This window comes from Sphingobacteriales bacterium, assembly GCA_012517435.1.
In the GTDB taxonomy this organism is placed as follows: Bacteria; Bacteroidota; Bacteroidia; order CAILMK01; family JAAYUY01; genus JAAYUY01.
In genome coordinates this window covers 1-15615 of sequence record JAAYUY010000016.1, presented here as the reverse complement: position 1 = coordinate 15615, position 15615 = coordinate 1, and the positions used below count along the sequence as shown (strand labels likewise).

Below are 15615 nucleotides of genomic sequence, written 5' to 3'. Positions count from 1 at the left end.
TATTATTATCTGGTTTTTACTGATTTGGTTTTTACTGATTTATGGCTTTCAGTTCCTTTTAAGGATTACTCAAAAACCAGTAAAAGAACAGTCTTTGATAACGTATGAGCAAGTCAAAGATGCCTATTTTTCAAAAACTGCTGAACCGGCACAAATCAAACTTTTTATAAGTTCGACAGGAGCTGTTTTAGGCAAAACCCTTAAACCCGATCACAAATCGTTATTGAGTGAGGTCATTACACAGGCAGTCTTTCAGAACATCACAGATTCTGCTGCCAAATCTGATCTGACAACAACACTCATCAGCCTCGAAAAAGACATGGCAGAGCTGACAGCTTTAAACAATCTGAAGAAAAAACCGGAGAACTTCAGTGAGAAAAAAGAAAGCTATATTAATTCCATTAATGAAAAAAGGAACAAGCTGTATGCTTTATTAAAGCTACAGAAAAGTTCACTGTTCCCTGAAGATGATCAATTTTCAAATCTTAAAATTCTATACCTGCCTTATTTTCTTACAACAGCGGGACTATCTGAAGCCTACCAGCCAGATGCTGAAGCTATTTCAAAAGTAATGGCACTCTATACGACACACAATCAGTCATTTCTCACCGATTTTAAGTTTTTTGGGTTTCCCTTTCATTATTTTTATACAGCCATTTTCCTGCTGATTTTATTTGTCGGATTGTGTTTGTTATACTCCATTTTTATGAAAAATCTCAACATTAAGTATCAAATTCAGGAATAAACCTTTAAAACAGAAAAAAATGAAAGCAATCAATAAATTGTTACTGATAAGTGCAGCAGTACTTGTACCGTTTATTTCAAGTGCAGCCGTTACGGAGCTTGAAGGTAGTTTCAAAGTGGGGCCTGCAATTATATTGCTGGCGACTTTGCTAACCTTTATTATTGTTGGAATTATATTTCGTGCAAAAGACACCACAGACTTTTATGCTGCCGGAAGAAAGATTTCACCGGTTGGAGCAGGTATGGCTATCGGTTCCAACTGGATGAGTGCTGCTTCCTTTCTGGGAATGGCAGCTCTGATGTATGGAAGTGGTTATCATGGACTTGCTTTTGTCATTGGCTGGACAGGAGGCTATGTTTTGCTGATGGTTTTAATGGCCGGACAAATCAGGCGTTATGGAAAATACACAGCCGCTGACTTTGTTGGCGACAGGTATTATTCCAAATCCATCCGTTTGTTTGCTGCAATTATGGTTATTATTATCTCCATCGCTTATTGTGTCGGGCAATTTGGTGGAATCGGGCTCATGTTTAAATGGATATTGGGAATTAATTATTTCTGGTCTGTTATTATTGGCGGCTCTGTGGTTTTACTTTACACACTTATATCAGGCATGCTCGGTGCCACCAAAAACATGCAGATTCAATATGTCATTATTATCGTTTCATTTGTCATTCCTCTTTTTATACTTTCCAACAAATATGGATATTTCTGGCTTTTACCACCTGCAGGATATGGAGCAGCTGTCTCCGACATTGTCCATGGAATTCCGCTTCCTGAAAATATTACCTCAGAATATCTGACAAATGTTTTTGGCCATCCTTTTGCCATTATGCCGGCACCTGAATATGCCATGCCCTGGGATCCTTCCTCCGGCAAGTCTTTCTTTGAATTTATAGCAATTGCTTTTTCGTTGATGATTGGTACAGCAGGTTTACCTCATGTTTTGCAGCGCTTTTATGTAGTTCCTAATGCCAAAGATGCCAGGCTTTCTGTCGTCTGGGGTTTGTTTTTCATCTGTATTCTTTACTGGGGAGCTCCGGTTTATGCCGCTTTCGGCAAACTCTTATCTATTCATCCTGAAGTAGGTACTTTAGCAAAAGATGCCATAGTTGTCTATACTGCTCAGTTGGGAGATGTTCATCCGCTCTTTGTCGGATTGCTGGCAGCTGGTGCTACTTCCGCTGCTTTCTCTACTGTTTCCGGCTTGTTTGTGGCCGGTGCATCTGCTTTTTCACATGATATTTACGTTAAAGTACTTAATCCGACTGCCAAACCAAAAAATCAGCTTTTTGCTGCCCGTATTGGCACTATCCTGATTGCTATTATCGTTACCATTCTGGCACTTCAGAATATCGGACTTATTGGAGAACTCGTTGCAAGTGCTTTTTCAATAGCAGCCTGTACCTTGTTTCCTTTGTTTTTACTTGGTATCTGGTGGAGTGGCTCCAACAGAGCAGGCGGAATTGCTGGTTTAATCATGGGTATGTTAATTACAGCTATATCGATTACCTACTTTGTTGTCGGCAAGGCTGGCGGACATTTGCCCGGACAAGAATTTATCAGTTATTACCTCCAGTTGTGGTATTTTGCATGGATTGGAGCACCTTTGGCCATATTGACCAACATTATTGTTTCACTCCTGACAAAACCTACGCCTGAGCATATCAAGGAATTCCTTGCCAAACAGGTACATGTGTAATCATCATATCATTAAAAGGGCATGACGGGTTGATTCGTCTGCCCTTTTTATTTTTTGGATAAAAATGAAACACGGAAACGATCTCACAAAAGTACTCATATCAACTGGTTTAATAACAATTATAGCCGTCATTGCATTTTTTACTTATGCAAATATTAACAAACGTTCTGACGACCCCAGGGTAAGAACAGCCAGAATTTTATTAAAGCAGTACGATATTTCGATGAAAAAAGCAGAATTTCAGAATTGTCATCTGTTGATGGACTCTGCATTGAAAATTTACAGGCAGTTCAGTGACTACAGGAATTCTTTTGAAATTGGTATTGTTTTCAACAACAAAGGCTCCGTATTCCTTACTCAGGCGCTCTATGTTATTAATGATTCAACCGTAAAATCAGACTATCTGAAATTTGCCGAAGCCTGCTTTGATTCTGCACTAACTGTTTACAACCAATGGTTAAACGAATTTAAACATCTCAGAAACAACAAATTGCAAATAAAAGTCAGGGAGGAAATGAACTCCTTCAAGAAACAATTTATAGGGAAAAATATTGAAAAAATTGTAAAGAAAAGAGTTAAGGAAATTGAGCAGGCAAAAATTGAAACACCAAGAAGAATATCGGTTTGCTGGTCGAATAAAGGAATTGTAATGAGACACACCAATCGTATTGAACAAGCCATTTCCTGTTATAAAAAAGCGATGGAGTTATGGCCGGATAATCCAGTTGCAAAAAACAATCTGAATACACTACTGGGATTACCGCCTGAAAAAACTCCTTTTCTAAAAAGATTATTTCCTCCGGATCGTTTTTAAAATCATATATTTGTAGTTAAAATTACGCTTAATCCCTGACCGGTGAAACGAAGCAGCCCAAATCTTATTTTTCTGAGTATTGTTGGGTCCTCAATACTTGCTATCCTTGTTTTTGTCATTACAGCATTTACTCTTCTGTTGCCCATGACAGAAAAAAACATGATGGAAAAGAAAAAAGAAATGCTTCGAGAACTGACTAATTCAGTTTGGAGCCTTGCCCGGGAATATTACTCGGATACATCACTTTCACAGGAAGAAGCAAAGAAACTTGCCATCAAAAAAATTGGTAAAATCAGGTATGGAATTAATCAAAAAGATTATTTCTGGATAACTGACAACCAACCAGTTATGATTATGCATCCCTATCGCCCAGACCTGAATGGGAAACCGCTTGGTGATTATGAAGACCCGACAGGTAAAAAGCTTTTTGTTGAATCAGTCAAAATTGTGAAAGAACATGGTGAAGGGTATCTGGAATACCTTTGGCAGTGGATGGACGACCCATCACGGATAGTTCCAAAAATCTCATTTGTAAAAGGATTTGAACCATGGGGCTGGATAATAGGGACAGGGATTTATATTGAAGATGTCAGAAAAGACATCAGGGTTCTCAAAGCAGGCATCATCAGAACCTCCGTCATCATTGCACTCCTCCTGACTGTTATTTTTGTTTTTTTAATCCGCCAAAGTTCGATCATTGAAAAAAGAAGACTTGAAGCAGAAAAAAACCTGAAGCTTTCAAGGGAAAAATATATGACACTTGTTGAAGCCTCCACAGAAGGAGCGGTCATGCTGATAGACGGAAAGGTAATTTTCTCAAATAATGTTTTTAACAAGATGCTCGGTAAAAATCCTCTTGAGGTTCTTTCCCTTCATTTTGATGATATTTTTGACACATCATGGGAGTCAATAGCCGTACAACTCAATGAGCCCGGAAAAACGGTCAGCATGGAAACAAAAATAAAAAATCCCCATCATTCCGGGAATGAGGTAATTATCACTGTTTCACAAGTAAAATACGGTGGAAGCGATGGATATTTGGTCGGTATCAAAAACATATCAGGACAATATCAGTATAAAAAAGAAAAGCAATCACTTAGTGAAGAACTTCAACAAACACTTGTTTTAATGCATCAGCCACTTAACCATTACATCAGCGATTTTGCCAGATGCGACCTCGACACTACCGTACAGGAAGCTGCCCGAATTATGACTCAAAAAGGAACTGACAATATTATTATATTCAAAGATGAAAAAGCAATAGGAATCATCAGCGACAGCGACTTAAGAAAAAGGGCACTTGCCGGTTCGCTCCCGCCCGATACAATGGCTGTTGAAATCATGACCTCCCCGGTGATTACTGCATCTGACCACATCACGTTGTTTGAAGCAGATTACATCATGAAAAGCAAGGGAATATCTCATCTTCTGCTTAAGGATAAAAACGGAGATATTTGCGGTGTACTAAGCAGAAACATCATTTTCAATTTACATAAAAATACATTCAGCTTTCTCTTGCAGGAAATTGAAGATGCCAAAAACACATTACAGCTTAAAATTCTGTACAACCGTTTACCAGTAATAGTAGATGCCCTGTTAAGCAGTGGTTCTCAGATTTCGAATATCACTCGGTTCATCAGTAAGGTGTCTGATGCTATTACACGGAAAATTATTTCATTGGCCATAGAAAAAACAGGTACTCCCCCATGCCGTTTTGCATTTATTGCTATGGGAAGTGAAGGACGTATGGAACAAACCCTTGCAACAGATCAGGATAATGCAATAATCATTGAAAATCAGGAAAATCAGGAAACCGTTAAAGAATATTTTCTTAAGATCGGAAAAATGATTTGCACCAATCTGGATCAAACCGGATTTCATTATTGCAAAGGAAATATTATGGCCATGAATCCGGTATGGGTGCAATCACTTGAAACATGGAAAAACTATTTCAGCAAATGGATTAATACATCCAATCCTGAAGATTTACTCGAATCCTCCATCTTTTTTGATTTGAAGAATGTTTATGGTGAGGCCTCTTTCGTTGAGGAACTCAGACAACATGTTTCCGAAGAGTTAAAAAACAAATCAGTTTTTTTTCTCCATTTAGCTCTGTCAGTTATCAACTTCAGGGTGCCATCTGTTTCCCAGCTAAGTGGTGGTTATTCAGGAGAAATTGATATTAAAAAAGTAATTTTTCCGGTAACCGGGCTAATTCGAATTCTTTCCTTAAGGCAAAATATTCAGGCACTTAATTCACTGGAACGACTTGATGCTCTTTACGAGAATATGGTGATTTCAAAAACAATATATGAGGAAACAAAACAAATACTTAATTTTCTGACCTATTTACGCATTCGCCAGCAAACCAATTCCATCCTTCATAATGAAACAGCAGATAACATCATTGACCTGCAAATGCTTACTGAAATTGAATTAACAACTCTCAAAAAAGTAATTTCCAAAACAGAAGAATTACAGGATTTCCTGAAAACTGAATTTAAAACAGCTGAAATTAATTAATTTAATGATAAATAAAACAGGGCTTTATACATTCTTATTATGTCTCTCATGCTTGAATTACATAAAATCCCAACCAATAGAAAAGCCATTTGAATTTATTTTAAAATGGACTCCCAGTAAATTGATTGAGCCTCAACATTCCACTATCTTCCTGAATGCTGAGTTGGTCTGGAAGAAAAAACTTGGCTTTAGCTTAGGATATGGACAAAAATGTTATGTGTGGGATAAAAATAGTTTTGTTTTTAATGATTACTATAAATCAAATATCGAATTGACTTATCAATTCTTTCATCTTGAACCTGTGAGTTTTTTTGCAGGTATAAATGCCTTTCATCATGAACTAAATTATGCAAAAAATTCTGGTTACGTCTATCTAAATGATACATTTTACTCTTATGAATATGCTGAGCATCAGTTTATTATAAACGGCTTGTATGGTCTCGGGGGTATGCGGATAACAGAAGGACATTTTATGATGGAGTTTTACTCAGGATTAGGTTTTCGTCAAAGAAATGTCAGTGTTTCAAACATAGAAGGGCAAATGTATCATGATGGTTTTTTCGAATGGATAGGTCCGGGTCGTGAAACCTATCTGGGAACAGATTATACCTGGCATTTCTCTCTGGGAATGAGGATTGGAGTGGTTTTTTAGTCATCCTCAGATGATAAAATCTCGTCCTTTAGTCTGATTGGCCATAATGAAAAAGCTGCTTTCACCATTTTTCGGAATGTTCTTTCTCATGTTTTTCATGGTAAACTTTTTGTTAATAAGATTGATTTTAAATTTGCACCCAAAATGATGTCTTAAAAATGTCAAAATTTGAAATAAAACTCCCTAAACTTGGCGAAAGCATTGAGGAAGCAACCATACTGAAATGGCATATAAAAGAAGGGGATTTGATTGAAGAAGATAGTCCGGTTGTCGATCTGGCTACCGACAAGGTTGACTCTGAGATCCCCTCCCCAGTAAGTGGAAAAGTCGAAAAAATCCTCTTTCAGGAAGGAGACCTGGTTGCGGTTGGAAAAACTATCGCCATTATCAATCTGAATCCGGAACAAGTTGAAGATTCAGGAAATATTGGAGAAATTAATCCGTCTGAAAAAACGGAGGAATCTGCTGTAAATCAGAATACTGTAAAAAAACCCACAGATTTTCATGGCAGATTTTATTCTCCTTTGGTTAGAACGATAGCCTATAAGGAAAATATAAGTATCGAGGAACTCGATAGTCTTGAAGGCTCAGGAAAGGATGGAAGGGTGCGCAAACAGGATGTTCTGGATTATCTTAAAAACAGGCAATCTAAACCCGCCCCGATGCCACCTGCCATTGAAAAAGTAAACATTCCGGTTGCCGAAGGCGATCAGATTGTTCCCATGAGTCGTATGAGAAAACTGATAGCCGGCCACATGGTCATGTCGGAAGCAACCTCCGTTCATGTTACTGCTGTAGTGGAAGCAGATGTCAGCCGTATTGTCAGATGGCGGGAGCAAAACAAGGAAGCCTTTGAAAAGAAATATGGCGAAAAACTCACTTACATGCCTTTCTTTACCGAAGCAGCAGCCCTTGCCCTGCGTGAATTTCCACAAGTGAATGCATCGACTGACGGAGAAAATATCATTCTTCGCAAACAGGTGAACATCAGCATTGCCGTTGCCCTTCCCGACTGGAATCTGATTGTTCCTGTCATTAAAAATGCAGACATGAAAAATCTGGCAGGATTAGCCAGCGAAATCAACCGTCTGGCAAATGCAGCACGCCAAAACAAACTTCAGCCGGATGAAATTCAGGGAGGCACCTTCAGCATCACCAATTTTGGCACATTTAAAAATCTTTTCGGAACACCAATTATCAATCAGCCTCAGGTAGCCATTCTTGCCACAGGAAGTATTGTCAAACGCCCGGTAGTTATTGAATCCCCCGAAGGTGATACTATAGCCATACGCCACATGATGTATCTGGCACTGAGTTACGATCACCGTATTGTTGACGGAGCACTTGGCGGAGCTTTCCTGAGGAGAATTGCCGACCTGCTCGAAAATTTTGATACTAACAGAAGCATATAAGCATTTGGAATAACTAAAATTTTAACGTTAAAATATTGAATTTAAAGACATGTCAATAAAAAAGAAACCAAATTATATAGTCCCGAAGATTTTTTCGATAAAAACTACACCGGATGAAACGCTAAAAAAGTGGTTGTATCTGATGACTCTCGGACGGCTGATAGACGATCGAGCCCCGAATTACCTCAAACAAGCCATAGGTTGGAGCTACCATGCACCCTATGCCGGACATGATGGCATCCAGCTGGCCATCGGACAGGTTTTTGACAGACAAACCGACCATCTGTTTCCTTATTATCGTGATATGCTGACAGCCATTTCGGCAGGATTGACGGCAGAAGAAATCATCCTTAACGGTATATCAAAAGCAGCAGATCCTGCAAGCGGAGGCCGCCATATGTCGAACCATTTTGCGAAGCCGGAATGGAATATTCACAATGTTTCATCATGTACCGGAAATCACACACAGATAGCTGCAGGGTTAGGAAGGGCAATGAAATATTACGGAGCTAAAGGAGTAGTCATTTCGAGCCAGGGCGAAAGCTCCGTCTCGGAAGGTTATGTATATGAAGCTATCAACGGAGCAAGCAACGAAAAACTACCGGTTATTTTTGTTTTTCAGGACAATGGATACGGTATTTCAGTTCCTAAAGCCGACCAGACTGCCAACCGCAAAGTAGCCAATAACTTCAGTGGGTTTAAAAATCTCAGGATTATCCACTGTAACGGAAAAGACGTGTTTGATTCCATGAATGCGATGACAGAAGCAAAAAAACATGTCTTGGAATACGGAGAGCCGGTGATAGTTCAGGCAAACTGCATCAGGATTCACAGTCATTCCAATTCCGACAGACATGAACTCTATCGTGATGATTATGAACTGAACTATGTTACTCAATATGATCCGTTAGGTAAATTCAGGCGTATGTTACTTCGCTACAGCAGGATGTCAGAGGAAGAAATCACTGAAATAGAAAACAAGGCAAAAGATGACGTTAAGGCCGCACATAAAATTGCTATGGCTTCACCCGATCCTTCCCCTGAATCCATTCATCAATACGTAGTCCCTGAAGCCTATGTTTCAGAAAAATATCCCGAAGGGTTACATCAGTTTACAGGCAACAATAAAAAACTGATAGAAGCCCTGAATGAAACTCTGAAAGCAGAATTTAAACTTAACCCTGACACCTTTTTGTATGGACAGGATATAGCCAATAAAGACAAAGGAGGTATTTTCAATGTTTCAAAAGGACTTCAGAAAGAATTTGGCAAGTCAAGAATATTTAATGCACCAATAGCAGAAGATTATATTGTCGGAACAGCCAACGGGATGAGCCGTTACAGTCAGAAAATCAGGGTTGTCATAGAAGGAGCAGAATTTGCCGATTATTTCTGGCCGGCCATGGAGCAACTACTTGAACTCAGCCATGATTACTGGAGAAGTAACGGAAAATTTTCACCCAATATAGTCATCAGGCTTGCTTCGGGTGGATATATCGGTGGTGGGTTGTACCACAGCCAGACCATTGAAGCAACTTTGACTACACTCCCGGGCCTCCGGGTCGTTTATCCTTCCTTTGCCGATGATGCAGCAGGTTTGCTCAGGACAGCCATACGTTCAAAGGGTGTTACCCTCTTTCTTGAGCCTAAAGCTTTATATAATGCACCAAAGGCTGCAACAGCTGTACCCGATGATTTTGAAGTACCTTTTGGAAAAGCAAGAATAAGAAGGGAAGGAAGCGATTTAAGTATCATCACCTATGGTAACACAACGCATTTCAGCCTGGAGGCAGCAGAAATAATTAAGAAAGAAATGAATGCAGAAGCAGAAGTACTCGATCTGAGAAGCCTTAATCCGCTTGACGAAGAAAGTATTCTGGCATCTGTAAAAAAAACCGGAAAAGTATTGATTGTGCATGAAGACAAGGTTTTCGGAGGATTTGGCGGTGAGGTAGCAGCACTCATCAGTGATAAGGCTTTTGAATATCTGGATGGTCCAGTCAGGCGGGTAGGCAGCACCTTTACGCCTGTCGGTTTTAACCGGATTCTGGAAGCCGCCATTTTACCTGACACCAAAAAAATCCTGCATGCAGCTAAAGAATTATTGGCTTATTAAAACTCACTCAAGAAAATGATTACGAATAAAATAATAAGAAGTTAATCATGAAAAAAATAGCACTGATATACAGTTTCAATACCACCAAAACCCGAAAAACAGCAGAAAAAATTGCAGCTGAATTTGGGGAGGAACTGATTGACCATCTGAATGCTGAGGAAATCAGGGGGGATGTGTTTATGAAATATAATTTCCTGATTCTTGGTGTCCCAACATGGTTTGACGGAGAATTGCCAAATTACTGGGATGAATTTGTTCCTGAACTTGAAGATCTTGATTTGAGAGGAAAAAAAATCGCCTTGTTTGGACTGGGGGATCAGGTTAACTACAGTGAGAATTTCGGAGATGGTATGGGAATTCTTGGTGAAATACTGGAAAATTGTGGCGCTCAACTGGTTGGTTTTACCTCTTCAGTTGATTATGAGTTCGAAGGATCACGGGCGTTATGGGGCGACCTCTTTTGCGGACTGATGATCGATCAGGACAATCAGGCAAAACTGACACCCCAGAGAATAAAGAATTGGGTTCAGCAAATCAGGAAGGAATTTAATATTTAAACCTATCATCCTTTCAAATGGTTTAAACCATTTGAAATTAAATCTTTAAACCCTGTCGAATTCATTGATAAACATCCGGATTTAACCAATTTTTCAAACAAATGTCATAAAATAGTTGAAACCATTTTTAAAATTCCATTTTCATCATAGCACATGATTTAAACCTTGGGCTATGATTATAAAATTCAATGATTTCTACCATTAACGATAAAAATATCTTTTAAGCTTTAGAAATTGTTTTTCAAACAAATGATATGTAAGCATACTCAACAGGATGGTAAGCAACAGTGCCAGCAATCCCCCACTCAGCCAGTTAAGTGTAAAAGGCAAAACTTCTGATATGCGGATCACAAAATTGATGACAATGGTATGAATCAGGTATAGTCCGTAGGTGTATATCCCAAGTCGGCTAAAGATGTTTTTATCACTGATATACAGTATGTTATTTTCACAAAGTGTAAATGCTATGATAAAAGAAAACAATACGGCAAATATGGGTAAGCTTATCAGGTTAACGTAATCAGAATGAATGTGCGGATTCAGAACGACAAGAAAAATTATACCAAAGATAATCAGGTTTTTACGCTTCTTTGAAATGATACCAAGTCGTTGAATAACCTCATTTTTATACAGGAGCAACCAGGCAACCAAACCGCCAAAAGCAAAAAAATCGAGATTTGAAAACAAATCGAGGGCTTTAATTTCGTGGTTAAAATATATTATTCTGGTCAGATTTGCCAATACTACTGAAACACCAATGAGATAAGGAATTTTCCGAACCGGCAACATAAAAAGGCATAAGCCCCAAAGTATGTAAAAATGCTCTTCCACATCGAGGCTCCACATCACAGTGAGGGGTGAAACATTCGGTGTGTCTCCCGTTAACATCATCTTATAATTTTCCAGAAAAAGAGCCGACATCAACCAGTCGGGCTGATAGCCGCTGCCCGAAAACCCAAGCTTCAGCATACTCAGAAAAAAAGGAGTCAGAAAGGCAAAGAGGATCATGGCATAAAACAAAGGCCATATTCTCAAAAGTCTGCGAATGAAAAAGTTTTTAAAAGAAAGAGTTCCGGCACTCATTTTCTCATGCAGGAGCAGGTAAGTGATTAAAAAACCACTCAGCACAAAGAAAAATAAAACGCCAATGCCACCGCTTTTGGTAAAAAAACTAACAATGGCAGGTTTTTCAAAAGGTGAATGGTGCAGAAAAACAATCAGGAAAGAAAAAAAACGAAGCGCATCGAAAGTATGAAAATGAGTTTTTGTTGCGTTCATTAAATCCTGACTTATTGTTTTTTTTTTGCTTCGTTGTTATTTTTCCCGCAAAGCAAAGTTCCTTGTTTTTTTTCTACCATCGTATAACAATCCCGAAACCATCGTCATTCTTTTATATCTGGCTTTCTTAATTTTTATCCGTATAAATGTCTGTTCATGACTATTTTTGCAGTTATGATGAACAAGGAAGAAAAGCGTCAAACCTTCAAATCACTTTTGATTTTATCTTCAGTCATCATAGCTTTTGCCCTGATTTCTTACCTTTTTTTCTATTTTACTGCCAAAAAAGCCATTCATTCTGAAAATTACACGGATTTAATTGTGCAATATGCTGATTCACTTGGGTTTACACATGAGGAAATGACGTTAATTATTCAAAACCTCGAAGTAAATAATTTACAACATGCCCTTGAAGTCAGCCAGTCTGATACTCTCGGCAATCCCTGGAGCCGCTATAAAGCCTTCGTTGAATGCCTGGGTTTACCACAAAATGCACAGACCCCATTGCTGACAAAAATTTCAACAGATACCGGGAACGAACTCATTTTTCAATTGCTGAAAATTGACAAATTTCTTCCTGAGTTTTTCCCTGAAATGAAAAAAGAATTATTAATTAAACTTCAGAATAACAATCAGTTATGAAATATATTATCTTATCTGTCAGTTTGATAATGACTTTATGGTTATTTGCCTGTGTATCCGGGGAAATTGCCGATTCAAAAGATGTTGCCCAATCAGAAATTTATACAAAATACTACATTTCTATGGAAGAAGGTGAACATAATGCCCTGGTGGAAGCTGTTTTCAGGTTTGGCGGTACCAAAGGCACTTCCCTCATTCTGACTGACCCCAGTTACATTTCAATAAACGGGAAAAAAATGAAAGGTACTGAAAGACTTTTTACAGGTTATTATTATTCCGAACTTCTCAGGCAACCAGATGATTATCAATACGTTTTCACTTTTTACGATTACACTGGAAAAAAATATGAAAACACATTTTCGCTTTATCCGGCCGGTATTGACAAGCCCTCTTCAATATCCCAAACCTCTCCGACCGAAATTTCAGTAAAAGGCTTGCCGCTGCAAAAAAATGAAACCTTCAAGCTAACCATTATCGACACTTCAGGGACTGAAAAAACCATTAAAGTCAATAAAACAGGAACGCAAAAGATAATTGTGGAACCCGCGGATGTCAGTGAACTGAAGCAGGGCCCCTGTAAAATATATCTGACACGCGAAATTTCCCTAAAACCAGCAAATTGTCCGCAAATCGGAGGCATTTATGAAGGCACTTATAAGTCAAAAGTCAGAAAATCAGTTATTAAAAAATAAAGTTGTTTAACGCTAAATTGATTAAAATGAAAAAATTCATTATTTTATCATTGCTCATCATGAGCATTTTCTTTTCCTGCCAAAAACAAAAAATCGCTGTTTTGCAGGGAAAAATCATCATGCCGGCAGAGGAATCTCTCATGCTGAAGAATACTGAGGATGAGGAAGCCGTAGCAGATACAGTTGTAATTGACAAGGATGGAAATTATTCTTTCAGTCTGAAACTGGATAAACCAACCTTTTATCAGTTGCGTGTCAGCAGCGATCTGATTCTGGATGTTTTTCTGACACCCGGAGATGAGCTTACCCTCAATATCGACATGACCAAACCCTATGACCAGATTAAATTTACCGGAACCGGAGAAAAACTAAATAACTTTATGTTGGAAAGGTTTATGGCCGACAAATATCAGATGCCTCCGAAGATGTACCTGTTCCGCCTCCCGGAAGGTGCATTCAGCCGCACCATGGATTCCATGCTCGATGCACGCAGAAAAGACCTTCAGGATTTCACTTCTTCTCTGCAAAAAGAACTTAAAAGTTCAGCGCAGAAAAAATCACTTGAGTATTTCAAAAAAATATACGAGACCAATCTTTTGTTTGATTATGCCTACACTTTCCTTGTTTACCTGAATAATTACGGCTATCTGATTCAGCAACCCGACTATACTTTTTCTCCGGAATTTGACAATTACCTGAAAAACGTTAACCTGAACGATGAAAACAATATTTCATCAAAAAGTTTCAGAAGGTTTATCAGCCGTTACATCAGTTCACTGGTGGACCCTGCTTATGAGAAAGACACCATCGCCCAACAATCCGAAACAGGCTATTCTACTATGCGTTATCAGAAAGCAGCTGAAATACTCAAACCGGGAAAAGCCAGAGAGTTTGCACTGTATGAAATAATGCTCGAACAAGTCAATTATTATGGTGTAAAAAATATTGACAAACTCATGAGCATGTTCAGGAAAGACTGCCACAACCAGAATTATCTTAAAAGTATTGAAGAGAAGATTAAGCTTTGGGATAAAATAGCTCCCGGCAAAGATGCTCCGGTGTTTTCTTATCCTGACGAAAACGGTAAAATGTATTCTCTGGCTGATTTTAAAGGTAAGTTGGTCTATTTGGATGTCTGGGCTACCTGGTGCGGGCCTTGTGTCGGGGAAATACCTCATTTTGAAAAATTAGCAAAAGAATATACCGGAAAAAACATCATCTTTCTTCAGATTTCTGTGGATGACAATGAAAACGATTGGCGGAATTTTAAGAAGATAATGGCAGATAATGTTATTCAGTTATATGCCGGAGGGTGGCAAAGCAAAATTGCCGATGATTATCTGATTAAATCCATACCACGTTTTATTTTGATTGATCAGGACGGAAAAATCATCGACAACAATGCCTCACGCCCTTCAGATTTAAAAACCCGGGCTTTAATCAATGAACATTTGTCAGTAATCAACTGATTATGCGTGCCATTACCATCGACAAGGAATACGGTAATCTTTCGGAGATGCTTCAAAACCTCCGGATAACCGACAGGCCTCTTCGTGAGCTGAAAGACAATGAGATACTTGTTAAAATGGAAGGTGCTCCCTGCAACCCTTCCGATATTGCCTTCCTGCGCGGGATGTATCAGATTAAAAAGGATTTTCCTGCTGTTCCCGGTTTTGAGGGTTCAGGGATTATCATCGGCTGCGGAAAAAGTCTTGATCAGTCAGCATTAACAGGTAAGCGTATTTCCTGTTTTATTCAGGATAATGATGATGGAACATGGGCAGAGTACTTCATTGCAAAGGCTGATAATTGCCTGCTTTTAAGGGATGATTTTCCAAAAAATGAAGCCCCTGTTTTTTTTATTAACCCTTTTACTGCCTATGGATTGTTTCAGACTGCTTTGGATAAAGGAGGCAGAACAATCGTTTTGAATGCAGCAGCCGGGCAGGTTGGCGGTTTTATCCGTCAATTTGCAAAGGAAGCAGGGATAAAGGTAATCAATATTGTCAGAAGGCCTCAGCATGTTGAAAAACTGAAACAGGAAGGAGAAACCCTTGTCCTTAACATGCGTGATAAAAACTTCAGGCAGGATGCTCTGAAAATGTTCAATGAATATCAACCTGAAACAGGATTCGATGCTGTAGCCGGGGAACACACCTCCTTTCTTCTTGAAATCATGCCCAGATACGCAGAAATTGTGGTTTATGGCGGTTTATCCGGCAACCCACTTTCTGTTGATGTGCTTAAACTTATTTTTGAAAGCAAAAGAATCTCAGGCTTTAATCTTGGTGACTGGATACGACAGACGGGCCGGCAAAAACTGGAAGAAATCTCTGATAAGCTTCAGCAAATGTTTATTGATGGAATACTCAGGACAAGAATTCAGAAAACCATTACTTTTGATGAAATTCAGCAAGGTCTGTATCAATATCTGACAAAAATGTCGGACGGAAAGGTAATTATCCGGGCAGAATAGATTGCC

At 38.8% G+C, this 15615-nt stretch carries 13 protein-coding genes; 12 read left to right on the top strand and 1 reads right to left on the bottom strand.

Going from position 1 to position 15615, the window contains the following annotated elements; genetic code table 11:
• The first annotated feature begins 94 nt into the window (after window positions 1-94).
• From GX437_00930 to GX437_00895, 8 genes are all read left to right on the top strand, one after another.
• A complete protein-coding gene (locus tag GX437_00930; GenBank protein NLJ06209.1) occupies window positions 95-745 on the top strand; it encodes a DUF4212 domain-containing protein in 651 nt (216 codons plus the stop codon).
• A 19-nt stretch (window positions 746-764) separates the two neighbouring features.
• Window positions 765-2447, top strand: a complete 1683-nt coding sequence (locus tag GX437_00925) for a VC_2705 family sodium/solute symporter (GenBank protein ID NLJ06208.1) — start codon at window positions 765-767, stop codon at window positions 2445-2447.
• A 64-nt stretch (window positions 2448-2511) separates the two neighbouring features.
• Window positions 2512-3261: a hypothetical protein gene (locus tag GX437_00920; GenBank protein NLJ06207.1), complete on the top strand. Its 750-nt coding sequence runs from the start codon at window positions 2512-2514 to the stop codon at window positions 3259-3261.
• A gap of 42 nt (window positions 3262-3303) precedes the next feature.
• Window positions 3304-5784 (top strand): CBS domain-containing protein, encoded by a 2481-nt coding sequence (locus GX437_00915; protein NLJ06206.1) that lies wholly within the window; start codon window positions 3304-3306, stop codon window positions 5782-5784.
• A gap of 121 nt (window positions 5785-5905) precedes the next feature.
• Window positions 5906-6436, top strand: a complete 531-nt coding sequence (locus GX437_00910; protein NLJ06205.1) for a hypothetical protein — start codon at window positions 5906-5908, stop codon at window positions 6434-6436.
• Window positions 6437-6594: 158 nt separating this feature from the next.
• Entirely contained in the window at window positions 6595-7848 is a 1254-nt protein-coding gene (locus tag GX437_00905) for a 2-oxo acid dehydrogenase subunit E2 (protein ID NLJ06204.1), read from the top strand.
• 49 nt (window positions 7849-7897) lie between these two features.
• Window positions 7898-9964, top strand: a complete 2067-nt coding sequence (locus GX437_00900; protein ID NLJ06203.1) for a 2-oxoisovalerate dehydrogenase — start codon at window positions 7898-7900, stop codon at window positions 9962-9964.
• Between the two features lie 47 nt (window positions 9965-10011).
• Window positions 10012-10521, top strand: coding sequence for a flavodoxin (locus tag GX437_00895; protein ID NLJ06202.1), 510 nt, complete (start codon window positions 10012-10014; stop codon window positions 10519-10521).
• A 201-nt stretch (window positions 10522-10722) separates the two neighbouring features.
• Here GX437_00895 and GX437_00890 read toward each other — a convergent pair whose 3' ends face one another.
• Window positions 10723-11799, bottom strand: a complete 1077-nt coding sequence (locus tag GX437_00890) for an acyltransferase (protein ID NLJ06201.1) — start codon at window positions 11797-11799, stop codon at window positions 10723-10725.
• Between the two features lie 156 nt (window positions 11800-11955).
• On the opposite strand from GX437_00890, the gene GX437_00885 reads away from it, so the two are divergent.
• The 4 genes from GX437_00885 to GX437_00870 are packed head-to-tail and all read left to right on the top strand — an operon-like array spanning window position 11956 to window position 15609.
• Window positions 11956-12441: a hypothetical protein gene (locus tag GX437_00885; GenBank protein NLJ06200.1), complete on the top strand. Its 486-nt coding sequence runs from the start codon at window positions 11956-11958 to the stop codon at window positions 12439-12441.
• Window positions 12438-13133 (top strand): hypothetical protein, encoded by a 696-nt coding sequence (locus tag GX437_00880; protein ID NLJ06199.1) that lies wholly within the window; start codon window positions 12438-12440, stop codon window positions 13131-13133. Before GX437_00885 ends, GX437_00880 begins: the two co-directional genes overlap by 4 nt.
• Before the next feature lie 26 nt (window positions 13134-13159).
• Window positions 13160-14602, top strand: a complete 1443-nt coding sequence (locus GX437_00875) for an AhpC/TSA family protein (protein ID NLJ06198.1) — start codon at window positions 13160-13162, stop codon at window positions 14600-14602.
• Between the two features lie 2 nt (window positions 14603-14604).
• Window positions 14605-15609 carry a zinc-binding dehydrogenase gene (locus tag GX437_00870; protein NLJ06197.1) on the top strand — a complete coding sequence of 335 codons (1005 nt, stop codon included), beginning with the start codon at window positions 14605-14607 and terminating at the stop codon, window positions 15607-15609.
• Window positions 15610-15615: the final 6 nt, after the last annotated feature.

Coding starts and splice junctions, on each gene's coding strand:
- GX437_00885 (NLJ06200.1), top strand. CDS start 11,956: ATGACTATTTTTGCAGTTATGATGAACAAGGAAGAAAAGCGTCAAACC.
- GX437_00920 (NLJ06207.1), top strand. CDS start 2,512: ATGAAACACGGAAACGATCTCACAAAAGTACTCATATCAACTGGTTTA.
- GX437_00900 (NLJ06203.1), top strand. CDS start 7,898: ATGTCAATAAAAAAGAAACCAAATTATATAGTCCCGAAGATTTTTTCG.
- GX437_00905 (NLJ06204.1), top strand. CDS start 6,595: ATGTCAAAATTTGAAATAAAACTCCCTAAACTTGGCGAAAGCATTGAG.
- GX437_00875 (NLJ06198.1), top strand. CDS start 13,160: ATGAAAAAATTCATTATTTTATCATTGCTCATCATGAGCATTTTCTTT.
- GX437_00870 (NLJ06197.1), top strand. CDS start 14,605: ATGCGTGCCATTACCATCGACAAGGAATACGGTAATCTTTCGGAGATG.
- GX437_00895 (NLJ06202.1), top strand. CDS start 10,012: ATGAAAAAAATAGCACTGATATACAGTTTCAATACCACCAAAACCCGA.
- GX437_00890 (NLJ06201.1), bottom strand. CDS start 11,799: ATGAACGCAACAAAAACTCATTTTCATACTTTCGATGCGCTTCGTTTT.
- GX437_00880 (NLJ06199.1), top strand. CDS start 12,438: ATGAAATATATTATCTTATCTGTCAGTTTGATAATGACTTTATGGTTA.
- GX437_00925 (NLJ06208.1), top strand. CDS start 765: ATGAAAGCAATCAATAAATTGTTACTGATAAGTGCAGCAGTACTTGTA.